Genomic DNA, 26,597 nt, shown 5'->3' with positions numbered 1-26,597 from the left:
AACTGTAATAATGTGAGAATCGTATGATAGGACTAGTTGGCATTGTCATCATTTTTGTAATGGTGTTCGGCGGTTACCTCCTCGCTGGCGGTAAAATGGGCATTATCCTCAAATCCCTACCATTCGAAATGATAATGATTGTGGGGGCAGCGGTTGGTGCGTTTGTCATCAGTAACGATACAGCTGGCATTAAGCATACAGCGAAAGATGTCGGGAAAGTTTTCAAAGGTCCAACTTGGAAAACAAGCGACTACCGCGATCTTCTTTGCCTTCTATTTGAGCTGCTTCGCATCGCAAGGGCAAACCCAGTAGAACTTGAAGCGCATATTGAAGATCCGACCAGTTCGGAAATTTTTGAACGGTATCCAAAGATCGCAGCTGACAAAGAAGCTATTGGCCTGATCTGCGATACCCTTCGGTCAGGGTCAATGAATTATGACGACCCTCACCAGGTCGAAGAGGTCCTGGAAAAACGCATCGATGCGACCCACCATCATAATATGCATTCGACGCATGCCTTACAGAGCATCGCTGACGGGCTACCTGCCCTAGGAATTGTCGCTGCTGTTTTGGGTATCATCAAAACAATGGGCTCAATTGATCAACCTCCAGAAGTCCTAGGAAAATTGATCGGTGGGGCACTTGTCGGTACATTTCTAGGTGTTTTTTTAGCCTATGGCTTAGTAGGCCCATTTGCACTTCGCGTTGGTGCGGTCATCGAGGAAGATGCCCACTTCTATCGGTTAATCCGTGAGGTACTGGTCGCAAATCTTCACCGCCATGCGCCAAATATTTGCATTGAAGTCGGGCGCCAGAATACTCCTTCGCACTTCCGTCCGTCCTTTACCGATCTCGAAGAAGCATTGAAATCGCTCAAAAAAGAAGCGTCCTAATGACTAGGTGGGCAACGGTCGCTCTACTTCTGACTGCAAGCAGTGCTTACTCAGAGGTTGTTCCGATCATATCGGGAGATCAGTCAGATTTTCCACGTTTTGTCGCAACCATACCACGTGGAATAGATTGGAAAATTCAGCAAGAACAGGGAAAATCAATAATTGAGCTTCCAGAGGGATTTCGCTTTGAACAGAAGAATCCGGACGCAATAGGCGCTGGGGAGATCTACGCGAAGCTGATTGAGCGTGAACGCCGGAATCAAATTGAGGTTAGTTTCGAGTGTGATTGTCATATAGATGTATACGTGTACCAAGATGTTTTCTTGGTAATTGATATTCTCAATGTATTCCCCGAGATGAATGTTGAGACAGCCACCTCAAATGGTGACATTCCAAGTGGTTCATGGTGGAGGGATCTTCTGGTTGGGGCGCCCCCAAATTACGAAGTTAACCAAGTCGAAGCGCCCCTCATTCAGGAACCTGATAGCGTTTATATACCTGAGTTTCTTGCTCGCGAACTATCAACTGCAGCAACGTCGGGTCGTATCGAATTACACCAGAAAAGTGATGATGACAGGGAGCCTACCAATGCAACTGCAAACGACATCCAAACCTCAATTTTGTCACTGAACATCGGCATCGACACAACGAGTAGTGACGCGCAGGGGTTAAATCCGATCCCCCCCGATACAGCCTGCAATGCCTTCAGGTCAGCAGAACTTTTTGGTTCAACAGTAGAAGAAACAGACTTCGAGACCCTGATCGCGACACGGAAATTGGTCTTTTCTGGGACGGGAAATCCAAATGATGAAAGGATGGTTTCCCTTGCACTTCAATACCTGGAACTCGGTTTAGAAATTGAGGCGTCTCAAATCCTAAATCAAGTTAGCACCAAAACAAAAGAAGTGGAATTACTCAAGCAGATCGCAAAACTTCTACAAGACCACATTGATACGTCCGATTTTTGGCAGCGAATGCAACGATGCGAAAATTCGAATTACTTATGGTATGCATTGAGCATGAAGGGCGTGTCAGAAAATGACATAAAAAGCGATCTAGTTCTCCTGCACTTTAAAGCACTACCTAGATGGCTCAGGCAGCATGTCACTGCCCGCCTTCATGAGTTGCTCATCAGGAATAGCGAATATTCTTCTGCAGCTGAAATCCTCTCTTTTTCCGATGTTGCCACTGAAACCGGCTTTGAGAAAACTGAGACTGCACTCCGGAGCATCCCTACCTCCGAAATCAAGATCGCAAATAGAGATCAACCAGAGGTGATGTTAGATATTCTTGCACTTAACGATCATCACAATGCAACGGGCATTTCAGAGGCCATTCGTTTCGAACACCAAGGTACACCGCTATGGTTCGAGTTATTAGAAGCAGAAATTGTTTCGCTACTAAATTCCAAAAACTACTCCGATGCCATCCGTAAGCTGGAAGAATTTCAACACGAGCCGTCTCAGGACAGGTCTGTAGACGGCATTGCCAACAGGGTATTTGCCGAAATTTCCCAAAATGCGAACGATACTGATTTCCTAGCGGCCTTCTTCCTTCGCGATGACTGGCCGCTAACCGAAGACACTTTAGAACTGCTATCGGACCGTATGGTTGAATTCCATATACTCGACCAACGTGAAGCAAGCGATCAACCTGCCGCAGGTGAGAGAGAGCAAGCTGATGAACCGACCCAAGTCGACCTTGATGCAGCACTAGATCAACCTTCGTCGGAAAGCTTTTCAACACTAAACAGTACGGAAATTCGCAAACTCCTCGATGATACACAGGCTCTTCGATCATCAATTCTGAGCCAACTCTCCTCAATTGACCGCTAGTCGCATTTCCTTATTCGTAGCAACAGGTTCATGATGTCCAAAAACTCATCAAACTCCACAATAGCACTCGCCTTTGTCTTGATGGGCGTCATTTGCATCATGGTTCTTCCAGTGCCGTCATGGGCATTAGACGTGGGATTGGCCGCTTCTTTCGCACTCGCAATTCTCATGTTTACCGTAACGCTTTTCATACAGCGACCGTTAGATTTTTCAGCGTTCCCAACCATCTTGCTTGGTTCGCTCATTCTCAGACTGTCTCTCAATATAGCTTCGACAAAATTGATTATCGGCAATGGCCATACGGGAACTTCCGCGGCCGGAAATGTCATCGAAGGATTTGCGATGTTCGTAATGGGCGGAAACATCGCGTTGGGTCTGGTCGTATTTTGCGTTTTGTTGATGGTCAATTTCTTAGTTATCAACAAGGGTGCCACGCGGATGGCTGAGGTCGGCGCACGGTTTGCATTGGATGCCATGCCTGGGAAACAGATGGCTATCGACAGCGACCTTGCATCTGGCGCAATTACTCATGAGCAAGCCAAAGAACGGCGCGAGACCGAACAGGCCGAAACAACGTTTTTCGGATCCCTCGATGGCGCGTCAAAATTTGTAAAAGGCGATGCAATTGCAGGTCTTTTGATCACCGCTTTGAACCTCTTTGTCGGCCTCGCGATTGGCGTCTTTGGTCATCAAATGTCTCTCGCTGACGGGTTTGCAACTTACTCAATCCTAACCGTTGGTGATGGTCTTGTTTCACAGATACCCGCCGTGCTTATCTCGATCGCTTCCGCGCTGCTGCTCGCTCGCGGTGGCGCGACTGGCGCGACTGATACGACGGTACTTGAGCAACTTGGAAAACATCCTGCCGCGCTGATCTCGGTCGCTGTCCTACTTGGCTTTTTCGCACTTATTCCCGGCCTGCCTTTCGTCCCATTTCTGGCTGGTGCCATCGTCCTCGGTTTGGCAGGCGCGTCACGCTTAAAAAGCAAACGTGAAGAGAATGAGCAAATATCCAATGACCAGACAGCACCTGTGCCAGAAGCTCCCAAGCAATCCATTTCAAACCTTTTAGAAACCGATGAAATTCACATCGATTTCGCAAATGACCTCACGCCAATGGCCTTGGATCACATAACTGGCCTGGACATGAGAATAGCAAACATACGAAAATATGTCGCTCGTGAATATGGGATTCTGTTACCGGAAGTTCACCTGACCGATAATCCTATGTTACCGGAAGGTGAATACGTTATCAACTTGCTGGGTGTGCCGCACGGTCGATATCAATTGAGGCCCGATCTTCAAATGGTATTAACATCCAATTCCGATGGGTTGCCAATCGTTGGTGAAGAGGTGACTGAACCTGTCTTTAACGCACCCGCGATATGGGTGGAACCAGCAAGCGCAGAAGAGGCGACTCTAAATGGCTTAACCGTTGTTCGACCCGCAGAAATATTGGCGACCCACCTGTTAGAAATTCTTAAAAAGAATTTCTCCAAAATATTGAGCATGTCCGCCCTCCAAGAACGGCTACACGAGATGACGGTCATCGCGGACGAACGTAGAGCTGCAGCAAATAAGAAGTTTTTAGACACGATGATCCCTGAAAAAGTTTCATTGGAGTTACTCCACGGAACCACACGTTCGCTATTGGACGAAAACATATCCATTAAGAACCTTCAGCTAATCATCGAAGCCATTGCAGAGGGCCAACAATTTAGCAAAAATTGGGATAGCATTTATGAACACGTCAGAAGCCGCTTAGGCTTCCAAATTCTGGACAAGATAAAGGACGACAATGACTACCTCAATGTGGTTCAATTGGCCCAAGAGTGGGAAAAGATTTTTGCCACGTATCAAATTAATGCGGACGCGAACCAAAGAGGTGAAATCGCTCTTCCACCTCCTCTACTACAAGAACTGTTGGACAAAACATCAGAAACAATTGGGGCCGCAAGTGAGTCGAAGACGCAGACCGCAATTGTAACGACAAGCAAGCGGCGAAAATTTATCAGCAGTATTCTCTCGGCCAAAGGCATTTCCAACCCGGTACTTTCTTATGATGAGATTGATCAAAACGTATCTTTGAATCTGGTTGGAGTGATCCATCCGTGATCGATCTATCGATCATCTTCGAGCTTATGGAACAAGCTGGCGCGATGAACTTGCTAGCTATTTTTGCTCGAGTTTCGGCCATAGTCTTCCTGTTACCTGGTGTTTCCGCATCCTATGTACCCACGCAGTACAAGCTCGGTTTTGCGATGATGCTAAGTATAACTATCGCGCCACTTGCCCTCACTGACTTTGCCGCGATCACGCCTAGTAACGCCGGGGCCGCAGAAATTCTTCTGAGTGAGGCGGTTAAGGGGCTCCTGATTGGCTTAACGATCAGGATGAGTATATTTTCGCTCCAAATTGCCGGCACGATTATTGCTCAATCCAGCTCAATCGCTCAAATTTTTGGCGGATCCGTATCGAACGAGGCACAATCAACCGTTAGCAATATTCTGACCATTTCCGGCATCGCTGTATTAATGCTATCTGGACTTCTCGATAAGCTAGCAGCTTTTTTCCTGCAATCGTACATGTGGCTGCCGGCAAATATACGTCCGGATGCCGGCAATGCGCTCAACATCTTGGTCCAAGCAGTATCCGATTGTTATGCGTTGGCGTTCCAACTTGCGCTGCCTTTCATGGCACTATCACTTTTTTATAACATGACTTTAGGCGCAATAAACCGCGCCATGCCTCAGTTATTAGTTAGCTTCGTTGGTGCGCCTGGCATCATCGCTGCTTCCATCGGCCTATTGGTCATTTCCGCGCGTCCAATGCTGGAAACATGGCTTAAAAGCGCATACGCGATCGCTGCGATTTCGGGCTTTCAGTGAATGGAGGACTCACACGAAAAGTCGCACCAACCAACGCAAAAAAAGCTGGACGACGCGCGGAAGAAAGGTGAAATTCCTAGATCGCAAGAGGTTGGTGTCGCGCTTACTTATCTGTCGATGATCTTGGTGCTCTTCATTTTTGGCGCAACTATCATGAAGGAAACAACAGCCACGCTCAGTACGTTTTTTTCCCCGGCCTTGCTAGAACAAATAAATGCAACGCAATCGTCCAATCACAGCGTGATTAAAGAGAAGATTCTGAGCGTTCTATCAAGAAATGCGCCATTTATACTGGGGCCACTGATCGTCATTGTTCTTATGATAGCCGTTCAAAGGTCAGCCATCTTCGTGGCGTCAAACATCGCACCGAAGCTTGATCGTATTTCACCTGTTGCTGGCTTTAAGAAAAAGTTTGGTACGAACGGAATTTTTGAGTTCCTAAAAAGCTTCGTTAAACTGGTTCTATTTTCAGCGGCACTTACCGCATTGATTTTACCTTTAATAGATCACATCTCAAACTTGTCGCGACTAGGCGACCGGGCAGGCATAAACTTCATCTTCAAAAAAGCGCTGATGTTGCTAATTGTGACAGGTATGATTGCGTCCGCAATCGCTGCAATTGATTACGTTTGGCAGGTTTCTCAATTTACGAAGAAGAACATGATGAGCTTTCAGGAGCTCAAAGACGAACATCGCGATGCAGAAGGGGATCCTCACTTCAAAAGTTTGCGTCGACAACGGGCTTTGGACATTGCAACCAACAGAATGATACATGATGTTCCTAACGCTGATGTGGTAATCGTCAACCCGACACATTACGCTGTTGCCCTTGAATGGAATCCAACGAAATCAAACGCACCAATTGTGGTAGCGAAGGGTATCGATGAAATCGCGTTAAAGATCAAACAAGTTGCAGAGTCCGCAGGCATTCCAGTTCACATCGATATTCCGACAGCTCGACACCTTTCAACCATCTCGCAAATCGGCGACGAGGTGCCCGTTGACTTCTATCAGGCCGTCGCTGCCGCCATTCGTTTCGCGCAATCCGTTAAGTATTATTAGATTTTGATTATGAGCATGAACTTAAGAAAAATTCTGGAAATCTCTAGGCTTCAGTATCTTAGCGACCAAAACAAGTTAAGTTTGACCATTCAACGGTGCCAGGACCTACAGGACATGAACAGTCGGCTAGATGATAGCCGTCACCTTGGCGTGCAATCTTCGACAAGCTCGACGATCCAGAACCAAAGCTTCCACTGGGGGCGTTGGATTGATCGCACGCAGGCAACAATTAACATGGAACGTTTCACCCTTACAGGGCAAGAAGAGATAGCCCGGAAACGACTGAGTAAGTCCTACGGTCGGTACCTTGCAATCAAGTCCATTGCGAAAGATAATTAATACAAGGCTTATGTTGTTTAAGAGCTTTTAGGTTAAGGCACCTGACGAACAACGTCCAAAATCAGAACGTCTGATACCCGACTTCCTGAGATGGATTGGGCGACAAGTAACAATTCCCGACGCAAAGTTTGCATAGTGGAAAATGCAGTGAAATTCCCATCAAATCCGCCATTGTTGGCATGATTGAAAAGTGTTTGCAGGAAAGCGGCGCGCAACTTTGGCTCACCAAGCATGACCTCCTGCATCGTCCCTTCCGCTACCTCTAGGCCAATTGCCAAAACAACAATGGCGCTGACTTTACCATCGATCAGCAACGGCACAATGAATTGGTTGGTTAGGTCAATATATTCGACGCCCGATACTTCTAAACTTACATCAGCTGGACTTTCTACCGCCGGCTCTTCGACACTATCCGTGCTTTCGTCTGTTGATGCTATTACGGGTTCAGGTTCGGGGTCCGGCAAAAGAAAGATTCCAGCCCCAACTCCTCCGCCTACGCCCAAAACCAAGCAAACGAGTGGTATCAAAAACAGTTTCATGAGTACCTCTTAAAACGGTAGAATAGCTTCTAGTGCCTGCTGGCCATAGCGCGGTTGTTGCACGTCGGTAATCTGCCCCCTTCCTCCGTAGGAAATGCGCGCTGAGGCAATCTTGTCATATGTGATTTCATTTTGACGTGTGATGTCAGCTGGACGTACGAACCCCGTCACTAGCAGCTCTCGTAATTCAAAATTCACACGCACTTCTTGATTGCCAACGATGCTCAATACACCATTCGGCAAGACATCAACGACCGCAGCAGCGACTCTCAGCTCTAACTTTTCATTTCGGCTTACGCTTCCGTTGCCGTTTGACGAACTTTGCGAATTCACCGACACGGCACTAGCCAACGATACTCCTTCAGGAGCCGCATTGTCGATGCGCTGCGGAAGGCCAAAAAGTTGTGGAACCCCCAAGTCTTGCGAGGCAGATCTCGCGCGGTCAGATGCATTTGAAATTTCGGCACTTTCGTCAATCTCAATGACCACTGTCAAAATGTCACCGGCTTCGACGGCCCGTCGATCACCCAGCAGCGAACCTCTTTCCCTAGACCAGAGCGATGCCGACGTTACATTTCGCATGCCAGCCGGAGGAAGTCGGTCCGGACTTGGAAAAGCAGCAAATGCCGAACGTTCTTGCGTTGCGTTCGGGTTGGTAAGTGGTGGGGCGCTTGCGATTGGTGTGGATGAACATGCCGAGAAGATGAAAAGTGCGGCTAGGGCGTGCAAGATTGGAGCTTTATTGCAAAACATGAGCAACCCCCTCTGCATCGACTTTTGCGGTTACTAGAGAGCGCGACGCGAGGTTCATGACACGTACAATATCTCCGGGGCCCGCCCGCCCCATCGCACGACCGTCGGCCCTGATGACCAAGCCACTACGACTAAAAACAAGCTGAACCAGTTGATTACGTTCAACAACCGCAGGTACGCCTATATCTGTGTTCAATATAGGTCGCCCCGCGAATAGCGCTTTGCGCGCCTCCATTCCGATGACCCGATTGGGGTCTTGGATGCCGCTAGGCGCGGAAACATCTCGCAATTGTATATCATCGGCCGAAATAACCGCATTTGCAGGGATTACACGAGTAGCAACCAAGACATCTGCACTGGCAATAGAAGCATTAAGGATGAGACAGACCAACATTCTAATCATCGGATCTGCACCGTTGCGCCAAGCATCTGGTCGGCTGCAGATATGACCTTAGAGTTCAGCTCGTACCCCCGCTGGGCCTCAATCAGGTCGGTCACTTCCTTAACCGGATCGACCGAGCTTTCTTCAACGTAACCTTGCCGGAAAGTGCCAAGACCATCGACACCAGGCGCGGATATGGTCGGGGGGCCAGACGCCGGGCTTTCTACGAAATTGTTAGACCCGATCGCCTCAAGTCCTTTGGGATTTGTGAAACCTGCAAGATTCAACTGGCCTAATTGTTCCGGTTCGACACGATCATTGAAGAATGCGTAAACTTCACCATCGGCATTGATCGAAATCGACTGTGCCTCTTGCGGAATCGTAATATTGGGGACAACCGGATAACCATCCGTCGTCACAATAAGCCCATCACCTGTGCGTTTCAGACCGCCGTCACGCGTATATGCGGCTGTCCCATTCGGGAGCGTGACCTCAAGATATCCGCGCCCCTCGATCGCAACATCTAGATCCCCGCCGGTTTGTGCGACAGTACCTTGCGCCAAGATCATCGAAACGGCTGTTGGTCGCACCCCCAAACCCATTTGAATACCTGTCGGCAGAATAGTTCCGTCTGTCGCGTTTATCGTCCCGGGTCGGGCAACTTGTTGATAATGAAGGTCAGCAAACTCCGCACGCCGCGCGTTGTAGCCAGTCGTATTCATGTTCGCGAGGTTGTTTGAAATCACTTCAACCCGAGTTTGTTGAGCCGCCATACCTGCAGCCGCAATCTGTAGTGCTCGCATCTTAATACTCCTTTAGCGACCTAACGCCTGCATGACGGCGCGGATACGCTCGTCTTCTTTGTCCAAGAAACTTTGGCCCAACTCGTAGGCGCGTTGCACTTCAATCATCCGCGCGATTTCCTGCGTGGGATTCACATTTGATCCTTCAAGAAACCCCTGAACAACTCGCGCCTCTTGTGCGGGATCAAACCCATCCGGGGCTTCGAAACGTGTGCCGCCTTCGCGGATCAAACCAAGTGGATTCGTAGGCACGACAACACCAATCTGCCCAACCAGCTGACCACCCGCGCTGATAACCCCGTCCGCCCCGATGCCGACCGGGCCAGCACCGGTTGGAACAAACACTGGTGCACCGCCAGCATCCAGCACCGGAAAGCCATCAGCATCCACCAAGTCGCCGTTCGCATTGGGTGTAAAATGACCAGCACGAGTCAGACGTTCACCAGCCGGTGTCTGGACGAGAAAAAAACCTTCGCCTTCGATAGCCAAATCAAATGTCGCATTGGTCTGTTTCAATAGCCCTTGCGCGTCGTTGGTTTCACGAACGCGCGCGCTCGCCATCGATAGGGAGTCGTGATCATTGCTGAGTACGTTGACGTATTCGGAAAAGACTACGCCTTCCGCACGAAAACCTGTCGTCGACGCGTTCGCGATATTATTGGCAACGACACGCAATTCATTCGCCAATCCCGACTGGCGGGTAAGCGCAGCATAGGTCGCATTATCCATCACTAACCTCCGATTATGACGGGCATCAAAGTCGCCTGAAAAAAGCTAACAAGTGTTTCTGACATGAACCCCATCGTCCCCCAAAAAACCGCTACGATTGCGCCAAGTTTCGGCACAAAAGTCAGCGTCATTTCTTGAATTGACGTCAGCGCTTGGAACAGGCCAATGACAAGTCCGACCGTCAACGCGACTGTCAAAATCGGAATTGACACGACAAAGGCAGTCCAAAGACCAGCTCTCAACGTGTCATAAAACAGGGCTTCGGACATCATCAGATCGGCATCCGCAGCAGTTCCTGATATGCCTCAACAACCTTGTCCCTCACGGCCACGACAGATTGAACGGCAATTTCCGTCTGCGCTAAGGCCTGTACTAACGAATGGGGGTCCGCACCGGATGTCATCGCGGAAACAGCCGTCGCTTCGCTTTGTTGCAGCGTAGAGATGAAATCTTTCGCCGTGTCGAATACCACGCCCCCCGCAGCGGCTGGGTCAGCGCCTGTAACAGCTTTGGTCGCAGCATAATTCTGAGCGGCGACTGTGTTTCGAATATCCATTCTGACTATTCCTTATCTTCTGAGCAAATCCATGAGTGAAGTCGACATTTGTCGAACTTGATCGAACATTTTGAGGTTCGCCTCGTAGCTTCGTTGCGCTTCGCGGGCGTCTGCAATTTCAATGAGAAGATTCACATTTGATCCATCGTAAAAGCCATTCTCATCTGCCAAATGATGGTTGGGGTCAAAAACGCGATTGAGGTTGCTTTGGTCGAGGCGGACGTTGCCAATTTCGACAGTTCCTTGATCAGGCCCGCGCAACGTCTCTTCGAACGATACCGTTTTTCGGCGATACCCGGGCGTATCGGTATTCGCGATGTTTTCGGAAACATGGCGCAAACGACTCGCCTGCGCTTTCATGCCACTTGATGCGACGGACATCGCTTCTGAAAAGTCATACGCCATTATCTAGCGCCCTAACGTTGCACGGATGACGGTCAGGCCGTGGCGATAGATCGCGAGCGCGCGTGAATGCTCTCGTGTGACTTCAACAGAGTGGAGCATTTCATCTTCGATCGAAACAGAGTTTCCGTTGGGTGCAGGTTCCGCAGAGGACTCTGTCACTCTTGCGACCGCCGCCGCTTTAGTGTCGCCGTGCAAATGATTGGATCGCGTCATCTTCATCGTGCCGACACCGCTGTTTGTGACGGCTTCCGAAAATGACGGAACCTGCAATGCGCGAAATCCCGGCGTGTCTGCGTTAGCAATGTTTTGCGCGACGACAGCCTGACGGCTTCCCGCATGTCGCGCCATTGCGCCGGATGTCTGAAATAATTCCAGATTTTGATACATCGGGGTTCTCCCTCGTGTGACTTCAACGAAGCTTTAACGGTGATTCCTTAAAAAGAAGTTGTCTCAAATCCAAAGGATCACGATGAACAATACATTTCTCGGCAACGTCGCTCATGCCATTCAGACACTGACGCCAACGCATCCCATTGGAAGAATTGCAGAAATTAGCGGATCAGCTATCCAAGTTTCCGGACTTTCGCAACTTGCGGGGCTCGGCGATCCGATTTCGATATTGTCGGGGGATCGGCGCGTAAATGGCGAAATTATCCGCATGTCCAATGGCAAAGTTCACGTTCTCGTCGAAGATGGCTTAGAAGGCGTCAAATTGGGCGACCGTGTGCAACTCAATCAACCCGTCCGTTTTGCGCCTGACGATAGCTGGATCGGAAGGGTCATCGATCCAGACGGTCAACCTCTGGATGGCCTGCCGCTCGTACAGGGCGTGCAAATTGCATCTTTACGTCGTACTCCACCACTGGCACATGCCCGACGGCAAATGGGCAAACGATTAGAAACGTCGCTCGCGGTTTTTAACACCTTCTTGCCTTTAGTCAGAGGGCAAAGGATCGGCCTTTTTGCAGGGTCTGGTGTCGGTAAATCGACGTTGATCGCGGATCTCGCCAAAAGTATTTCTGCCGATCTAATTGTCATCGCGCTTATAGGCGAACGCGGGCGAGAACTTGTACACTTTCTCGAGAATGTTCTCGGTCCCGAGGGGATGAAACGTGCAATCGTCGTCGCTGCGACCTCTGATAGGGCACCTCAGTTGCGGTACCGCTGCGCCCTTTCTGCAATGGCCGTTGCTGAACACTTCAGAGACAAGGGAATGCATGTAGTGCTGTTTGCCGATTCAGTGACCCGGTTTTGCGAAGCACATCGAGAAATTGCCGTTGCTGCCGGAGAACCAACTTCATTAAGAGGCTTCCCCACATCAATGGTCCCGATAGTCGCAAATCTGTGCGAAAGAGCGGGGCCCGGAACAGAAACGTCCGGAGATATTACAGCTATTTTCTCTGTATTGGTCGCCGGATCCGACATGGAAGAACCTATTGCCGATATCTTACGAGGGATTTTAGATGGTCACGTTGTGATGGACCGAGAAATAGCAGAAAAAGGACGTTTCCCAGCGATTGACGTACTGCGGTCCGTCTCTAGATCCCTGCCCGCGGCTGCGGAACGGCATGAAAATGCCCTGATCGCAAGGGCGCGAGAACACATGAGTAATTACAAGAACGCTGAACTAATGATTCAAGCAGGCCTCTATGTGAAGGGATCAGACAAAAAGGTCGATGAAGCGATTGAGTACCATGAAGGCCTCGAAACTTATCTGGCGGTTCGGGACAACCGAGGGGTTTCCCAACATTTCGACGCATTGAACCGCACGATACCCAACATCACGCCTTGAAGGTATCGTTTATTGGTTGCCCAACAGGGTCAGCGCAATACTTCCGCTTGATATTCCGGCACCGGCACTGACTGACGATCGGATTAAGAACAAGCGTATCATTTTTTCCTGAAGCTCGTCCGAGTTGAACTCATTTACATCATCTGTTCCGAATATGGATTCAGCGCGATCTTTAAATGTCTCAAGTTGTTGATCAATATCTACGCTCGCTATTTCGCTTGGCAGACCTAAAGCAGTTTGAACTACCTCACGTAGGGGCGCATTGCCTAGTAACGAAAACCACTGCGCGTCGGTCGAACTAGCCGAAGATGTTACATCATCGATCGCCTTATCCACATTAAGAACCAATCGGAGCTGGTTATCCTGTTCTCCAACAGCGGCCTCAAAAGATTGCCGCTGATACCTGTCAATAATGCTGTCGGAAACAACAGAAGTCGCCGTCAGCGGAATCGAAAAGTCGCCAAAACCAAACGCCCTCGAAAATTCGGCATATCGGCTGTCCGACAACTTGTTTGCTAGCGCACCATCGTCAATTGTACCCTCTTCCAATATTTTTTGAATAAAGTACTTATTGTCCAGATCATCTGATAGACCGAATGCGCCCAAAGCAACTGAAAGCATTTCGCGGTCATTAACTAACTGTTCCGCTGTTTGCACATCCGATATGTTTTCTCTAAAATAGTCAGTAGCTCTTTTAACAGGGAAACTTTCGTCAAAAGATTCCTGCTGTTCCTCCAAAGTACGTTCTAAGAACAACCATCCTGCGTAACTGCCCGCCGGAACAATAGGTTGAAAAGTCATTGCGAATGCACCGCGAGCAACCGTGCTTCCCTCGGAAGCAGCGCGCGCAACGCCTTCAATCCCCGATAAAAATCATTTTGGGTGATTGCATCGGTGGCCGCTGATAGTTGCTCCCGGCTATCAGGGTCTCTCAGAGCCTGGCTAAGCTGCTCTATGCCGTTCAGAATTTGTATTTTCGCCTCATCGACCGAGGCGTCTCCTGACAAAATGAGCTGTGCGACATAACATACCCTTCGAACAGGCGTGTTAACTTCATCCGGCCGCAGCGCGTCGCGAAGGCGCAATATATTTGCATTCGGGGTTAGAATTGACAGTCGACTGCGTCTATCACCATTTTCGATGACCGCGCCGTTCACCAAAACACGTTCTTTGGGGTTAAGTTTTAATACCAACCCGGACATCTAATTACCCTGCCCAACGTTCAACCCGCGCATAATCGAGGTATTTATCTCGACAAGAGCCTCAGCAGTTGCGTCACCTCGCAGTACCTTTGCGGTATGTAAATCTGTGAACTCCGCTAGATAGAAGATTTGCGCTCTTAACGTAGGTGATAAATCATTCTTCGCGCCCGCAACATCAGTGGCTAACAAATTCCACAGCTGCCTATTTTTACTGAGTGCGTCAACAAATGCGGGGAAATCATTTTCACGGCGAACTGCGGCTAAGCGAAGCTTAGCGGTAATTTTTCCGATGACCTGCGCTTCGATACTGCGCTCAGATTTCAAAGGATTGTTGGTGGGGGCATAAGCCTGCCGAGCAAGTTCAACTGCGTTCACGGTAGGTCCTTCCGATACGAAACGAAGCGGCAAACGGCGCTACCGCTTCCGACTATTGAAAGGGAGGGGCGAGAAATCGCCCCTCCCCATACCATTCAGTTATCTGAATAGTGACAGGATGGACTGAGGAGCCTGGTTCGCAATTGACAACGATTGAACCGCAAGCTGTTGCTGAACCTGCAGCGCCTGCAAGCGAGCTGACGTCTCTTCCATATTTGCATCGACGAGAGCGCCGATCCCCGACTTTAAGCTGTCAGAAAGCGATGAAACAAATTCACTTTGGATTTCAATACGGCCTTCGGTCGAACCAAACTGAGCAGCCGCATCAATAGAAGTTTGAACGAGGCTTTCGAAAGCAGCAAGTGACGCCTTGGCGCCATCCAACGTTGAAACATCGACCTTATCCAGCAATTCAAGCCCGCCGCCAGCTGTACCAGCCGACGTTACAGCACCAACGGCCGTTACTGCGGTCGTGCTGTTATTCGTCAGCGTCAGGGTCGCACCAGAACGAGAGAATTCAATATCCAAACCGTCAGACTTTGCTTGGAAAGAGGCACGCGCTTCCAGCGCCTTGGCGATGTCCGTCAAAGTATCACCATCGCGCGCAACGTACTCAACATCTTCGCTCGTTCCCAACGAAGCCGCCGTCAGCTGGTAGCTATCGCCCGCAAGCACAGCGTTACCACCGCGGGATGCCGCGGTATCGCCAGCAATTGTAATTGTTGCCGTACCACCGCTTACGGCCGCAGCACCGGAAACGACCATTGCGGTAGCCGCGATATCCGTTCCTGTCCCGAGTGTTAGGGCTTGCGTCCCGAGGTCAGCTTTTTGGGCAGTGATCGTTGAGGATGCAACGCTGCCATCTGCTGACCGATCCAGCGAGGACAAGACATTCACTTCCGAACTGCCAACTTTGGCCAAGGACGTCGCCAAATCGGTGCCACCGTCCTTGTTGCCTAGCAAGTTTAGACCATTGAATTGGGCAGCGCCTGTGATCGAAGTAATCTGATCGCGGAGCGATGCAAGATCCGCCTGAAGTTTATCACCGTCGAAATTTTCTTCGTTAGCGGAAATGACCTTACCCTTGATGTCATTCAGCAAGTCTGTGATTTTCTCCGCACCATTGCGGGCAACCGCAACAGTAGATTGCCCCAGCGACAGACTTTCGGATATCGCTTTGAAACCTTTGACGTCGGATTCCATTACTTTGGAAATCGCCCACACGGCCGAGTTGTCTTTCGCACTCGCTACGGATTTACCTGTGGAAATCGCAGATTGAGTATCAGCTAGATTGCTATTGACTGACTTCAGTGTCTGAAGTGCAACCATCGCGCTATTGTTAGTCAAAATACTGGACATATTTTTGGGCCCTTTGTTTGCGCCTTTTGCGCATGATTTAGGATTTCGACCCTATCGGATCGGCTAACTACGCCGTTCTGACGATTTACAATTCGCATTTCGCGGATTGTCCGTTCTGGATTGCAGCTCTTATGCCAACACTATCTTGAACAAGTAATTAACGATCAAAAATACATTCGGTCAAAATTGAATAAAAGTCAGAATTTTTTAGAATTTCGCATTTGCGGTTCGCGTACAACCTGAAGCGATCCAGATTTATTATAGATATTCACTTCCTCCGGACTCACATAGCTTTGCTTCAAATGGCTACGAGCGGACTGCACACCCTTGATCATTGCAGCAAGGATGGCTTGGTTTCGGCGCAGCTCACTCCCTACCTTTTCGGAATTCTCGCTATTTAGAACTGAAATATCCAATCGGCAGATTTGCAATTCCTTCTGCTTCGCAAGATCCGCCAGCCCGTCGAGATCAACTGTAAGCGCGGCCTGCCTTTCTTTTTCAAAAAGCCCAAGCAGTTCATCAATCTGATTTGAGGTCATCAAAACGTCCCTTCATTGCTTCAAATAGCGTCTCAGACAACCCAAAACCCCCACTTTTTGCCAGCTCAAGCGCCTGCGCATCTCGTAAAAATGAACCGAATTGCTCTTCACCTGCTCCACCGCCAAAGTCGCCTCGAGAATCCCCAACACCTGCGGACTTCAACATTTCAGAAATAAATGTTGCTTCAAGCTTTACGACTACGTTTCGAAGATCATTTAATTGACGATTATCGTTTATTGGTGGGCTTCCGCTGTGCGAAACTTGAGTACCATTAATCAACATCCGATTCTCCATCATTTCAGGTGAATATTCGCCATTTCGGTAAAGATTTAGTAATCAACTGTTGCAATGAAGAGGCGACCAAATGTCGGAGAACCGATGACAGATATTGCAAACACTAAACTTCAGACGGATAGCGCAAGGAGAGCGACTGTTATCGTTTCAATTGACGTGGAAGGCGATTCTTCAATCGCTTCGGTCAACTTTGAACAAATTATGGCTGATAATAAACCTAAAAATCCGATGGCATCCGATCACAGAAATATTTTGTCTCAGCGGCCGCCAAGCGATGTTCCGGTCTCCCCCGAAATTGTTAACACATTAATTGAACCGACTTCGACCACACCATTTAATCTGAAAGAATTAGCGGAAATACTACCGACGCAACAGCAACACTCCATCAATCAGCCGATTTCCAACGCAGCTCACGCTGATACTGGCGTACCGCAGCCCAAGAATATCAAAGAACCGGCTACGCTCAGTCAGAAACATGATGAGAAAATCAAGGGAAGCGACTATCCTGCAAATCCGACCAGCGCCGCAGAGCGACGCACCGCTGCGTCCATACAAGAAAATCCGAAAACTAGCACCACAGAAACACTTCAACAAAAGCCTGCCCCGAACGAAGATGGCAAAAGTGTGCGCTCCATTATCCATACGACCCAACTCAATGCGTTACAGCGCATCGAAACCGCTAAGGCACGACCGGCGGGGCCAGAGCCTCACCAATCTCAGACGAAGACCGATACGCAAAAAGATGCGGTCGCGCCGATTCGAATGGTCACTGAAAATACCTCCGACAAGCCCCTTTCAAAATACGCCCAGGAACCGGAGAAGCGTGGTCCCGATAAACAATTGGCAGAGACAAACCAACGCAGCGCGACGCCCCAACGGGTGAGCGTATCGGACACACCAGTCAAAATCGGAATTACCAGAAACCCAATTTCCAGAACCAATCAATCGCCAATCCCATTCGGCGTTGATGATAAACGGCAGTTTATGCCCGTTTCAATCGAACCAATTAGATTGGCAGAGACTGAGTCACGGCAACATGTCCCGTCTCCACCACAAGCTCAGGTAGTCCAAAACTTGAATTCTCACGAGGCAAAAAGCATTGTGCAGCAACTCGCCACCCAAATTACCAAACAGAACGACGGATCAACAACGATTCGCCTGAACCCAGAAGAATTAGGGCCCGTCCGCATGTCATTGCGCAATGCGGATGGCGTTATGGCAATGACTATTCTGGCAGAACGCCCAGAAACGGCAGAAATTATGCGCCGACACATCACAGAGCTCGCCCAAGAATTTCAAGCCTTGGGGTATGAATCGATGACCTTCGACTTCGGCGGCGACGGTCCCGGCCAAGACAATTTTAGAGATCAAGATAAAGCAGATGAGCCGAGTAAGGTCGAACCAACCAGCTTGGCTCAACCGGAACAACTTCATACCGATAGTGCGCCCGACGCACGTCTCGATTTGCGCCTATGAGGACAAAATGGAAATATCAAACACCCAAACCAGCAAGACAGCTCAAAACGTCATCACACCACCGACCGAATCGACGAACGGAATCAGTTCAGATTTTCAGACTTTTTTGAAGATGCTGACTGTTCAGATGCAAAATCAAGATCCTCTCAATCCAGTTGATTCTTCCGACTATGCTGTGCAGCTCGCCACGTTTTCGAATGTGGAACAACAGGTCCAAACCAACGATATCCTAAAGGACTTGAAGGCTCAGTTAGGCTTGTCCGGTATCGCGCAAATGGCTGATTGGGTTGGCAAAGAGGCGCGGGCCGCCACACCAGTTCAGTTTAGCGGCGCGCCCGTAATGCTCTTTCCTTCGCCGACGAACAACGCGACGGAAATGGATGTCGTCGTTAAAGACGCGAACGGATTTGAAGTTGCACGTTTCACCAAACCAAGTTCCGACGACCCTATTGAGTGGGCGGGCGTGGACGCAAACGGTGTTCCATTCGCGTCGGGATTATACAGCTTCGACATCGAAAGCTTCGATGGCGACACCTTAGTCGAAACAACACAAGCCGCCGTCTATGCCACCGTTCGCGAAGTACAAAAAACGCCTGCAGGCGATACGCTTGTTGTTTTCGAAGGCGGGTCAACCGTGCCGGCAAGTGACGTGTCTGCCATCCGCGCAGCAAATACTTAGATCGTTTGCAGTATCCAACCAATGAATGCCGTCGCGCCAACCCCTGCAAGGAAATACCCGATAGAGGCGCGACGGCTACTTGGTTCCGGTACGTGATCTGGATTGGATTGCCGGATAACCGCCGCTTCGGCCATTGCAGGCAACCGTGAACCGTACCGAGACAAGACGACTGCGGTCTTCATCAAATCCTGCAGAACAGCTTTTGGACCGATGCTGTCTTTGATGTACGCCTCGACAATAGGACGCGCATCTTCCCAGATGTTCATCTTCGGGTTCATGGATCGCGCGACGCCTTCCACCACAACCATTGTGCGCTGTAAGTGGATCAGTTCGGTTCGCGTCTCCATTCCGAAGCGTTCCGTCACTTCGAAAAGATAAGACAAAAGCCGCGCCATCGAAATTCTGGTCGCATCCATGCCAAAGATGGGTTCGCCCACCGCACGCAGGGCACGGGCGAATTCATCAACGTCCCGATTGGCCGGCACATATCCCGCCTCAAAATGGACTTCCGCCACACGTTTGTAATCACGACGAATAAACCCGTACAGAATTTCGGCGTAGACGCGGCGCGTGTATTCATCGATACGCCCCATGATCCCGAAATCATATGCGATGATATCGCCGTTCGCTCCGATTTTCAGGTTACCCTGATGCATGTCGCCGTGGAAATACCCGTCCCGCAACGCGTGGTTCAGGAACATCTGTAACACCCGCGTCGCAAGCTCTTCGCGACTGTGGCCGGCGGCGTCGATCCCGTCATTATCACCCGCGTTCACGCCTTCGGCCCAATCAAGCGTCATAACGCGCCGTCCGGATAGATGCCACCGAACACGAGGGACAGAAAAACCTGCGTCTCCCGCAGTATTGTCGGCGAATTCCGACGCCGCTGAGGATTCCAAACGCAAATCAAGCTCGCCCAGCACGACGCCTTCAAAATGCGTAATCACTTCCATAGGACGCAGGCGACGGGACGACGGCGATAATATTTCGATGGTTTTGGCCGCGAAATAGAATGCATCGATGTCTTTGCGGAATGCTTTTTCGATCCCTGGACGCAGAACCTTGATCGCCACCGCTTCGCCAGTTTCGACCAAATGGGCTTTGTGAACCTGCGCCAAAGATGCAGCGGCCACGGGTTCGGAAAACGTTGAAAACAGCTGATCTACTGTTTGGCCAAGCTCACGTGCGATTTCGTCTTTCGCCTCTTTCATCGAAAATGGTGGCAGCTTGTCCTGCAAAACACGTAACTGGATTGCCATGTCGTTGCCGACAACGTCAGGACGCGTCGACAAGATCTGCCCAAATTTGATGTAAGCTGGCCCTAGTGCCGTCAATGCCCGCGGGACAGGCGGGACGTTCACGTCACCTTTATACCCAAGCCATTGAAACGGCCAAACAATCGTCCGAAATACGCCCTTCACCAACGGCGGCGCATCGAGTGCCTCAAGCACAACCTTCATTGCGCCCGTACGCTCAAACGTAGCACCAGTTCGGATCAGACGAATAATGTTGTGTGGACCACGCATCTAGAGCTTCCACCCGGAATGCAGGGCGGCAACACCAAGCGTCATGTTGCGATATTTCGCATTTTCAAACCCGGCAGCGCGTACCATGCCCAAGAACGTTTCTTGATCAGGAAAGTTACGAATAGATTCGACAAGGTATTGATAACTCTCACTATCGTTCGCAATCAGCTTGCCCATTTTGGGGATCACATTGAACGAATAGGCGTCATAGGCAGCCTGCATCATCGGGTTCGGCAACTGCGAAAATTCCAGAACCATCAGCCGGCCACCGGGGCGCAAAACGCGGAACGCTTCGTTCAGCGCTTCTTGTGGGCGGGTCACGTTCCGGATGCCAAAAGAGATCGTGTAAACATCAAACGTATTGTCTTCAAACGGCAGCGCCATCGCGTCGCCAACGACCCAATCCAGGCTGTCCGACATATTATCGGCCTCGGCGCGCTTGCGGCCTTCGACCAACATAGGTTCAGTCAAATCAAGCACCGTCGCATGGCCGGAACCTGCCCGTTTTAGAAAACGGAACGAAATGTCGCCAGTACCACCGGCAACATCGAGCAGCTTTTGACCGGGACGCGGGGCCAGCCAATCCATCATCGCATCTTTCCAAATGCGGTGGATGCCAACCGACATAACATCATTCATCACATCATATTTTGACGCGACCGAAGAAAACACGCCTTGCACACGCCCTGCTTTTTCTTCTTCACGAACAGTTTCGAACCCAAAATGCGTGGTTTTGTCGTCTGTCATGGGCTTGCCGTCCTCTATTCTTCGCCCCAAGTATAGGACGCCAACTGCGGCATACAACGTCCGCACACCATAAGGAAAGCACGCCATGCCGGAATTACCAGAGGTCGAGACAGTCCGTCGCGGTTTGGCTCCTGTGATGGAAGGCGCCGTGATCGCGCACGCCGATGTGAACAGGCCGGATTTGCGCTGGCCTTTCCCTGAAAAAATGGCCGAAAGACTGACGGGCCGGCGGGTGCTCGGCCTACGCCGTCGATCAAAGTACATCCTCGTTGATTTGGACAGTCAGGAAAGTTTGCTGATCCACCTCGGCATGTCTGGGCGCATGCTGATTTCAGGGCATACCGTCGGTGATTTCCATCACGCACACCCTGCCCCGGCCAAGCATGACCATGTTGTCCTGCATCTGGACAGCGGCGTTCGGATCACATTCAACGACGCACGCCGCTTTGGTGCGATGGATTTGATGCAAACCGACGTACAAGACGATCATTGGCTGATCCGCGACCTGGGCCCCGAACCACTAAGCAATGGTTTTAACGATTCGTATCTTATTGAACGCCTCAGCAATCGGAATACGCCGATCAAATCTGCGCTTTTGGACCAAAGAATCGTTTCTGGTCTTGGTAATATTTATGTCTGCGAAGTGCTGTTTCGCGCAGGCATTCACCCTAAACGCAAAGCCGGACAAATTGCGGCAAAGCGGGTGGCGGGGCTCGTGCCCATTATTCGTGCAGTGCTGGAAGAAGCCATCGCAGCAGGCGGATCATCGTTAAAAGACTACAGACAGGCCGACGGGGAATTGGGCTATTTTCAGCATGGTTTTCAAGTATATGACCGCGAAAGTGAACCCTGCGTAAACCCCGATTGTACCAAACACATTGCGCGAATCGTGCAATCGGGACGCTCAAGTTTCTTTTGTCCGCAATGCCAAAGATAGCTTGATCCGCTGTAAAAGTTTCGCCAACAACAGGGGTCTGAGAAACAACTTGGACTGCTTTGCATGGCTTATGAGACGATCAACGTTGATGTGACAGATTACGTCGCCACCATCACGCTGGACCGCCCAGATGCGCTGAACGCGTTGAATCAGAAACTGCTGGGCGAGGTTTGCTCAGCTCTGGAAGACGCGGACAAGAGCGACAAGGTGCGGTGCATCATCATCACCGGTTCGCCCAAAGCCTTCGCAGCCGGTGCTGACATCACTGAAATGGCGGATCAGTCCTTCGTTGACATGTTCATGCAGAATTTCTTCACGCCGGAAGCCACGCGTTTCAACAATACGCGGAAACCCATCATTGCCGCTGTTGCGGGCTACGCGCTGGGTGGTGGTTGTGAACTTGCGATGATGTGCGACTTTATCATCGCCGCTGATAACGCCAAATTCGGTCAGCCCGAAATTAACCTTGGCGTCATCGCCGGTATCGGTGGGACGCAGCGCCTGACACGGTTCGTAGGTAAATCCAAAGCGATGGATATGCACCTGACAGGGCGTTTTATGGACGCTGAAGAAGCTGAACGTTCGGGCCTTGTCAGCCGTGTGGTACCTGCCAAAAAGCTGCTGGACGAAGCACGGGCAGCAGCCGTCAAGATCACTGAAAAATCGCAGATCGCGACCATTGCCGCAAAAGACGCCGTCAACCGGTCCTACGAAACGACACTGGCCGAAGGCGTTAACTACGAACGTCGGCTTTTCCAGTCCTTGTTCGCGACAGAAGACCAATCCGAAGGGATGGCCGCCTTCCAAGAAAAGCGCGAAGCACAGTTCCGCGACAAGTAAGAACTCAAGCGGCGTTTAGGGGTTCCTTTCCGAGGGAAATATGCCTATACGCCGCTTCAGAAATGCGTGTGAGGCCCGCTTTGGCCAGAATCAGCCGGTTCTAAAACCCGGTCGGGCCGATTGCGCAGATGATATTTAATTGCCCGATCATAGGGCTTAGACAAAGGTACGCATCATGGCGAATTCACCACAGGCAAAAAAACGCGCCCGTCAGAACGAAGCACGTTTCGCAATCAACAAAATGCGCCGTTCACGCATCCGCACAGAGCTGCGCAAAGTTGAAGAAGCAATCGCATCCGGCGACAAAGCAGCAGCACAAGCAGCACTGAAAATTGCACAGCCAGAACTGATGCGCGGCGTGACAAAAGGCGTTTTCCACAAGAACACAGTGGCACGTAAAATGTCCCGCTTGTCTTCCCGTGTGAAGGCGCTCGGCTAAATCAGCCAGACATCGGCGACGATAGAATCGTTGTCGAAATGTCACCAGCAAGAGCTTATCAAAGGCGCGCCCGTATCGGCGCGCCTTTTCTATTTGAACGTGCAAATCCAGCAATTCCAAAGGCCTTCGCGGGGCTTCATAGATTCTTTTCGGGTCCACTTAGAGTCAAGACCGTTGTTCTGTTGAAATGGCCATGTGTGGATTGGTAACTTGTGCATGCGACTCGGGTCGCACGGGGGGACATGAGAGAAACCCGTCTTTGTTGCAGCGCCAAAACTGCCAATCGTAACAAGGGCCTTTCTCATGCAGCCAAGAAACGATGCTTAGGGCAAACTAAGCACCGAGGTCAGGTTTGTGTCGATGTGAAGCCGCATGTGCGGTGGAAGTTGTCTGTCTTCAAGAATGTACTGTTCGTGAATCCTGCGCTGCCTGGCGCGTCAAAGATTTCACCGCAGAATGCAAGTTGTTTGCGACGGCTGCTCGATGGCAACCGATCCGGAAACGTTTGCGCCTAAAGAGTAACAAACGCGAGCTGTGGGGGCTCGTGACGACAAAAGACAGTGGGACACCGAATTAAATGACGAACGATACGTGGGCACGTGTACTTGGAACTTTGGAAGAGGTTCTTGGCGCCAACAGCTATTCCAATTGGATCGAACCATTAGAGTTCGGCGGTTTGAATGGTGGCGTCGCGACTTTAAACGCACCAACGACTTTTATCGGTAACTACGTCAAACAGAATTTCTCTGATCTGATTCTGCACAAGATGCGCGAAGCAGATCAAAGCATTGACCGCCTTAGTTTTGCGGTTGGTGGGGAACGTCGCGCAGCGGCCGTCACAAAAGACGTCCGCACGCCATCAGCAGCACCACGTGCTGAAGCATCCACTGCCGGTCTTGATAAACGGTTTACGTTCGACACATTCGTTGTCGGCAAGCCAAACGAACTCGCCCATGCCGCCGCTCGTCGTGTGGCCGAAGGTGGTCCTGTCAGCTTTAACCCGCTGTTCCTTTATGGTGGCGTTGGCCTTGGCAAAACGCACTTGATGCACGCGATCGCCCACGAATTGCGCAGTCAGCAGCCGCACCTGAACGTTCTGTACCTGTCCGCCGAACAGTTCATGTATCGTTTCATTACGGCCCTGCGTGATCGCAAAATGATGGACTTTAAGGATTTGTTCCGCTCAGTCGACATTCTGATGGTCGACGACGTTCAGTTCCTTGCAGGCAAAGACAGCACGCAAGAAGAATTCTTCCACACGTTCAACGCGCTCGTCGACGCTGGCAAGCAGATCATCATATCTGCTGACCGTGCTCCGGGCGAAATTAAGGACCTAGAAGAGCGCATCAAATCCCGCCTGCAATGTGGTCTTGTCGTTGACCTACACCCGACCGACTACGAACTGCGTCTCGGTGTCCTTCAGGCCAAAGCCGAAGCATACGCGCCGATGTATCAAGGCATCGAAATGGCCGACGGCGTTCTCGAATTCCTTGCTCACCGGATCAGCACCAACGTGCGCGTGCTGGAAGGCGCTTTGACCCGCCTGTTCGCGTTCGCATCGCTGGTCGGTCGCGAAATTAACCTTGAGCTGACGCAAGACTGCTTAGCTGATGTTCTGAAAGCATCTGATCGTAAGGTCACGGTCGAAGAAATCCAGCGCAAGGTATCTGAACACTACAACATCCGCCTGTCTGACATGATCGGGCCAAAGCGGGTGCGCACCTTGGCACGTCCGCGTCAAATCGCGATGTATCTTGCGAAAACCATGACAAGCCGGTCCTTGCCGGAAATCGGGCGTCGTTTTGGCGGCCGCGATCATACAACCGTCATGCACGGCGTGAAAAAGATCGAAGAACTGCAAGCAACCGACAGTCAAATGGCTGATGATGTGGAACTTCTGCGTCGCGCTTTGTCGGAATAAGCCGCCCACGCCTTGACGCTGCCCTCCAACGCGGCAACAGTCCAACAAAACGCTTGAGCCTGCTGGGATATAGGATAGTTTTCAACTCCCGGCGGCACAAAGCACGCCTAATTGCGGAGCATGGGACATGAAATTCAGTATTGAACGGGCGGCATTGCTGAAGGCCGTGGCACAAGCACAATCCGTCGTTGAACGACGCAACACGATTCCGATCCTTGCGAACGTCCTGATCGAAGCCAATGGCGATGATGTGATGTTCCGCGCGACCGATCTTGATATCGAAGTCGTCGACAAAGCACCTGCTAAGGTCGAACGCGCTGGCGCGACCACTGTCGCCGCCGTCACGCTGAACGAAATCGTCCGCAAATTGCCTGACGGTGCCTTGGTCACGCTGACCGAAGATGGCGCATCTGGCCGTTTGACGATTGAAGCAGGTCGGTCGAATTTCTCTTTGGCGACACTGCCAAAAGAAGATTTTCCCGTCATGGCATCATCCGAATACGCCGCGAATTTCTCGGCGCCTGCGCCGACGCTGCGCCGTCTTTTCGACAAAGCCAAGTTCGCGATTTCGACCGAAGAAACACGCTACTACCTAAACGGTGTCTACATGCACGTGTCCGACGCGGACGGCGGTAAGGTGCTGCGCTGCGTTGCAACCGACGGCCACCGCCTTGCGCGGATCGACGCGGAATTGCCTGAAGGTGCGGCAGACATGGCTGGGGTCATCGTACCCCGCAAAACCGTTGGCGAATTGCGCAAGCTGCTTGATGACGACGACATGCAGATCGCCGTGTCCGTATCTGAAACTAAGATCCGGTTCGCGACACCTACGATCACGTTGACATCTAAGGTCATCGACGGCACATTCCCGGACTACACGCGCGTTATTCCGACAGGAAACACACGCAAACTCGAAGTCGATGCCGCGGAATTCGCAAAGGCCGTCGATCGTGTGGCAACCGTGTCTTCTGAACGGTCGCGCGCCGTGAAACTATCGCTCGACGAAGACCGTCTTGTTCTGTCCGTCAACGCGCCAGACAGCGGTGCCGCGGAAGAAGAACTGGCTGTGGCTTACGGCGACGAACGGCTCGAAATTGGCTTTAACGCCAAATACTTGCTCGAAATTGCGAGCCAAGTTGACCGTGAAAACGCGGTGTTCATGTTCAACTCATCGGGCGATCCAACGCTGATGCGCGAAGGCAATGACACCACTGCGATTTACGTCGTTATGCCAATGCGCGTGTGACGCGGACACCTTGCCAAGCCATCATCTGCACGTAAGGTTC

General features: G+C 50.8%; 30 protein-coding genes. 13 read left to right on the top strand and 17 right to left on the bottom strand.

Annotated features, from left to right (window positions below; genetic code table 11):
• The first annotated feature begins 23 nt into the window (after positions 1 to 23).
• From motA to AC0L7R_RS02355, 5 genes are read left to right on the top strand one after another with little or no spacing between them, the layout of a single operon-like run.
• Complete coding sequence (motA, locus tag AC0L7R_RS02375; protein WP_247127685.1) at positions 24 to 893, top strand: flagellar motor stator protein MotA; 870 nt, start codon at positions 24 to 26, stop codon at positions 891 to 893.
• The gene (locus AC0L7R_RS02370; RefSeq protein ID WP_473658635.1) at positions 893 to 2,728 is read left to right on the top strand and encodes a hypothetical protein; all 1,836 of its coding nucleotides are present in this window, start codon (positions 893 to 895) and stop codon (positions 2,726 to 2,728) included. The genes motA and AC0L7R_RS02370 overlap by 1 nt, the downstream gene beginning before the upstream one ends.
• Before the next feature lie 30 nt (positions 2,729 to 2,758).
• Positions 2,759 to 4,843, top strand: a complete 2,085-nt coding sequence (locus AC0L7R_RS02365; protein WP_473658634.1) for an FHIPEP family type III secretion protein — start codon at positions 2,759 to 2,761, stop codon at positions 4,841 to 4,843.
• The gene (locus AC0L7R_RS02360) at positions 4,840 to 5,616 is read left to right on the top strand and encodes a flagellar biosynthetic protein FliR (protein ID WP_473658633.1); all 777 of its coding nucleotides are present in this window, start codon (positions 4,840 to 4,842) and stop codon (positions 5,614 to 5,616) included. The genes AC0L7R_RS02365 and AC0L7R_RS02360 overlap by 4 nt, the downstream gene beginning before the upstream one ends.
• Positions 5,617 to 6,678 carry an EscU/YscU/HrcU family type III secretion system export apparatus switch protein gene (locus AC0L7R_RS02355; protein ID WP_473658632.1) on the top strand — a complete coding sequence of 354 codons (1,062 nt, stop codon included), beginning with the start codon at positions 5,617 to 5,619 and terminating at the stop codon, positions 6,676 to 6,678. It abuts the gene before it with no gap.
• Between the two features lie 371 nt (positions 6,679 to 7,049).
• On the opposite strand, the gene AC0L7R_RS02350 is transcribed toward AC0L7R_RS02355, so the two are convergent.
• Genes AC0L7R_RS02350 through AC0L7R_RS02310 form a run of 9 tightly spaced genes read right to left on the bottom strand, consistent with a single transcriptional unit; the run spans position 7,050 to position 11,571 of the window.
• Complete coding sequence (locus AC0L7R_RS02350; protein WP_473658631.1) at positions 7,050 to 7,556, bottom strand: flagellar basal body-associated FliL family protein; 507 nt, start codon at positions 7,554 to 7,556, stop codon at positions 7,050 to 7,052.
• Positions 7,557 to 7,565: 9 nt separating this feature from the next.
• On the bottom strand, positions 7,566 to 8,309 hold the full coding sequence (gene flgH / locus AC0L7R_RS02345) for a flagellar basal body L-ring protein FlgH (protein WP_473658630.1): 744 nt from the start codon (positions 8,307 to 8,309) through the stop codon (positions 7,566 to 7,568).
• The gene (gene flgA, locus AC0L7R_RS02340; RefSeq protein WP_473660339.1) at positions 8,296 to 8,703 is read right to left on the bottom strand and encodes a flagellar basal body P-ring formation chaperone FlgA; all 408 of its coding nucleotides are present in this window, start codon (positions 8,701 to 8,703) and stop codon (positions 8,296 to 8,298) included. The genes flgH and flgA overlap by 14 nt, the downstream gene beginning before the upstream one ends.
• 5 nt (positions 8,704 to 8,708) lie before the next feature.
• Positions 8,709 to 9,494 carry a flagellar basal-body rod protein FlgG gene (gene flgG, locus AC0L7R_RS02335; protein ID WP_473658629.1) on the bottom strand — a complete coding sequence of 262 codons (786 nt, stop codon included), beginning with the start codon at positions 9,492 to 9,494 and terminating at the stop codon, positions 8,709 to 8,711.
• A gap of 12 nt (positions 9,495 to 9,506) precedes the next feature.
• Positions 9,507 to 10,223 (bottom strand): flagellar hook-basal body complex protein, encoded by a 717-nt coding sequence (locus tag AC0L7R_RS02330; RefSeq protein ID WP_473658628.1) that lies wholly within the window; start codon positions 10,221 to 10,223, stop codon positions 9,507 to 9,509.
• Positions 10,224 to 10,225: 2 nt separating this feature from the next.
• Entirely contained in the window at positions 10,226 to 10,495 is a 270-nt protein-coding gene (locus AC0L7R_RS02325) for a flagellar biosynthetic protein FliQ (RefSeq protein ID WP_247127694.1), read from the bottom strand.
• Entirely contained in the window at positions 10,495 to 10,779 is a 285-nt protein-coding gene (gene fliE / locus AC0L7R_RS02320) for a flagellar hook-basal body complex protein FliE (RefSeq protein ID WP_473658627.1), read from the bottom strand. Before fliE ends, AC0L7R_RS02325 begins: the two co-directional genes overlap by 1 nt.
• A gap of 12 nt (positions 10,780 to 10,791) precedes the next feature.
• A complete protein-coding gene (gene flgC, locus AC0L7R_RS02315) occupies positions 10,792 to 11,184 on the bottom strand; it encodes a flagellar basal body rod protein FlgC (RefSeq protein WP_247127696.1) in 393 nt (130 codons plus the stop codon).
• A gap of 3 nt (positions 11,185 to 11,187) precedes the next feature.
• Positions 11,188 to 11,571, bottom strand: a complete 384-nt coding sequence (locus AC0L7R_RS02310) for a FlgB family protein (RefSeq protein ID WP_473658626.1) — start codon at positions 11,569 to 11,571, stop codon at positions 11,188 to 11,190.
• A gap of 82 nt (positions 11,572 to 11,653) precedes the next feature.
• Here AC0L7R_RS02310 and AC0L7R_RS02305 point away from each other — a divergent pair, with 82 nt between their 5' ends.
• A complete protein-coding gene (locus tag AC0L7R_RS02305; RefSeq protein WP_473658625.1) occupies positions 11,654 to 12,976 on the top strand; it encodes a FliI/YscN family ATPase in 1,323 nt (440 codons plus the stop codon).
• Between the two features lie 9 nt (positions 12,977 to 12,985).
• On the opposite strand, the gene AC0L7R_RS02300 is transcribed toward AC0L7R_RS02305, so the two are convergent.
• The 6 genes from AC0L7R_RS02300 to AC0L7R_RS02275 form a co-directional block, all read right to left on the bottom strand.
• Positions 12,986 to 13,777, bottom strand: a complete 792-nt coding sequence (locus tag AC0L7R_RS02300) for a DUF1217 domain-containing protein (protein ID WP_473658624.1) — start codon at positions 13,775 to 13,777, stop codon at positions 12,986 to 12,988.
• Positions 13,774 to 14,178, bottom strand: coding sequence for a flagellar biosynthesis repressor FlbT (flbT, locus tag AC0L7R_RS02295; RefSeq protein ID WP_473658623.1), 405 nt, complete (start codon positions 14,176 to 14,178; stop codon positions 13,774 to 13,776). The genes AC0L7R_RS02300 and flbT overlap by 4 nt, the downstream gene beginning before the upstream one ends.
• Positions 14,179 to 14,553, bottom strand: a complete 375-nt coding sequence (flaF, locus tag AC0L7R_RS02290) for a flagellar biosynthesis regulator FlaF (protein ID WP_473658622.1) — start codon at positions 14,551 to 14,553, stop codon at positions 14,179 to 14,181.
• A gap of 99 nt (positions 14,554 to 14,652) precedes the next feature.
• On the bottom strand, positions 14,653 to 15,912 hold the full coding sequence (locus tag AC0L7R_RS02285) for a flagellin (protein WP_247127702.1): 1,260 nt from the start codon (positions 15,910 to 15,912) through the stop codon (positions 14,653 to 14,655).
• A gap of 197 nt (positions 15,913 to 16,109) precedes the next feature.
• Positions 16,110 to 16,451, bottom strand: coding sequence for a hypothetical protein (locus tag AC0L7R_RS02280; RefSeq protein WP_473658621.1), 342 nt, complete (start codon positions 16,449 to 16,451; stop codon positions 16,110 to 16,112).
• A complete protein-coding gene (locus tag AC0L7R_RS02275) occupies positions 16,432 to 16,734 on the bottom strand; it encodes a rod-binding protein (RefSeq protein ID WP_473658620.1) in 303 nt (100 codons plus the stop codon). The genes AC0L7R_RS02280 and AC0L7R_RS02275 overlap by 20 nt, the downstream gene beginning before the upstream one ends.
• 96 nt (positions 16,735 to 16,830) lie before the next feature.
• Here AC0L7R_RS02275 and AC0L7R_RS02270 point away from each other — a divergent pair, with 96 nt between their 5' ends.
• Both AC0L7R_RS02270 and AC0L7R_RS02265 read left to right on the top strand, forming a co-directional pair.
• Positions 16,831 to 18,222: a flagellar hook-length control protein FliK gene (locus AC0L7R_RS02270; RefSeq protein WP_473658619.1), complete on the top strand. Its 1,392-nt coding sequence runs from the start codon at positions 16,831 to 16,833 to the stop codon at positions 18,220 to 18,222.
• Positions 18,223 to 18,229: 7 nt separating this feature from the next.
• On the top strand, positions 18,230 to 18,901 hold the full coding sequence (locus AC0L7R_RS02265; RefSeq protein ID WP_473658618.1) for a flagellar hook capping FlgD N-terminal domain-containing protein: 672 nt from the start codon (positions 18,230 to 18,232) through the stop codon (positions 18,899 to 18,901).
• Here the strand turns inward: AC0L7R_RS02265 and ubiB are convergent.
• Complete coding sequence (ubiB, locus tag AC0L7R_RS02260; protein WP_473658617.1) at positions 18,898 to 20,427, bottom strand: 2-polyprenylphenol 6-hydroxylase; 1,530 nt, start codon at positions 20,425 to 20,427, stop codon at positions 18,898 to 18,900. The genes AC0L7R_RS02265 and ubiB overlap by 4 nt on opposite strands.
• Positions 20,428 to 21,174: a bifunctional demethylmenaquinone methyltransferase/2-methoxy-6-polyprenyl-1,4-benzoquinol methylase UbiE gene (gene ubiE, locus AC0L7R_RS02255; RefSeq protein ID WP_247127707.1), complete on the bottom strand. Its 747-nt coding sequence runs from the start codon at positions 21,172 to 21,174 to the stop codon at positions 20,428 to 20,430.
• 85 nt (positions 21,175 to 21,259) lie between these two features.
• On the opposite strand from ubiE, the gene mutM reads away from it, so the two are divergent.
• The 5 genes from mutM to dnaN all read left to right on the top strand — a co-directional run bounded on the left by mutM (position 21,260) and on the right by dnaN (position 26,557).
• A complete protein-coding gene (gene mutM / locus AC0L7R_RS02250) occupies positions 21,260 to 22,111 on the top strand; it encodes a bifunctional DNA-formamidopyrimidine glycosylase/DNA-(apurinic or apyrimidinic site) lyase (protein WP_473658616.1) in 852 nt (283 codons plus the stop codon).
• 63 nt (positions 22,112 to 22,174) lie between these two features.
• Complete coding sequence (locus AC0L7R_RS02245; protein ID WP_247127709.1) at positions 22,175 to 22,951, top strand: enoyl-CoA hydratase; 777 nt, start codon at positions 22,175 to 22,177, stop codon at positions 22,949 to 22,951.
• A 175-nt stretch (positions 22,952 to 23,126) separates the two neighbouring features.
• A complete protein-coding gene (rpsT, locus tag AC0L7R_RS02240) occupies positions 23,127 to 23,390 on the top strand; it encodes a 30S ribosomal protein S20 (RefSeq protein ID WP_247127710.1) in 264 nt (87 codons plus the stop codon).
• Positions 23,391 to 23,967: 577 nt separating this feature from the next.
• Positions 23,968 to 25,311 (top strand): chromosomal replication initiator protein DnaA, encoded by a 1,344-nt coding sequence (gene dnaA, locus AC0L7R_RS02235; RefSeq protein WP_348109335.1) that lies wholly within the window; start codon positions 23,968 to 23,970, stop codon positions 25,309 to 25,311.
• 127 nt (positions 25,312 to 25,438) lie between these two features.
• Complete coding sequence (dnaN, locus tag AC0L7R_RS02230) at positions 25,439 to 26,557, top strand: DNA polymerase III subunit beta (protein ID WP_247127712.1); 1,119 nt, start codon at positions 25,439 to 25,441, stop codon at positions 26,555 to 26,557.
• Positions 26,558 to 26,597: the final 40 nt, after the last annotated feature.

Source organism: Yoonia sp. D2-7, from assembly GCF_055809435.1.
The sequence above is the reverse complement of the archived record's forward strand: the minus strand, read 5'-3'. Positions and strand labels throughout refer to the sequence as shown.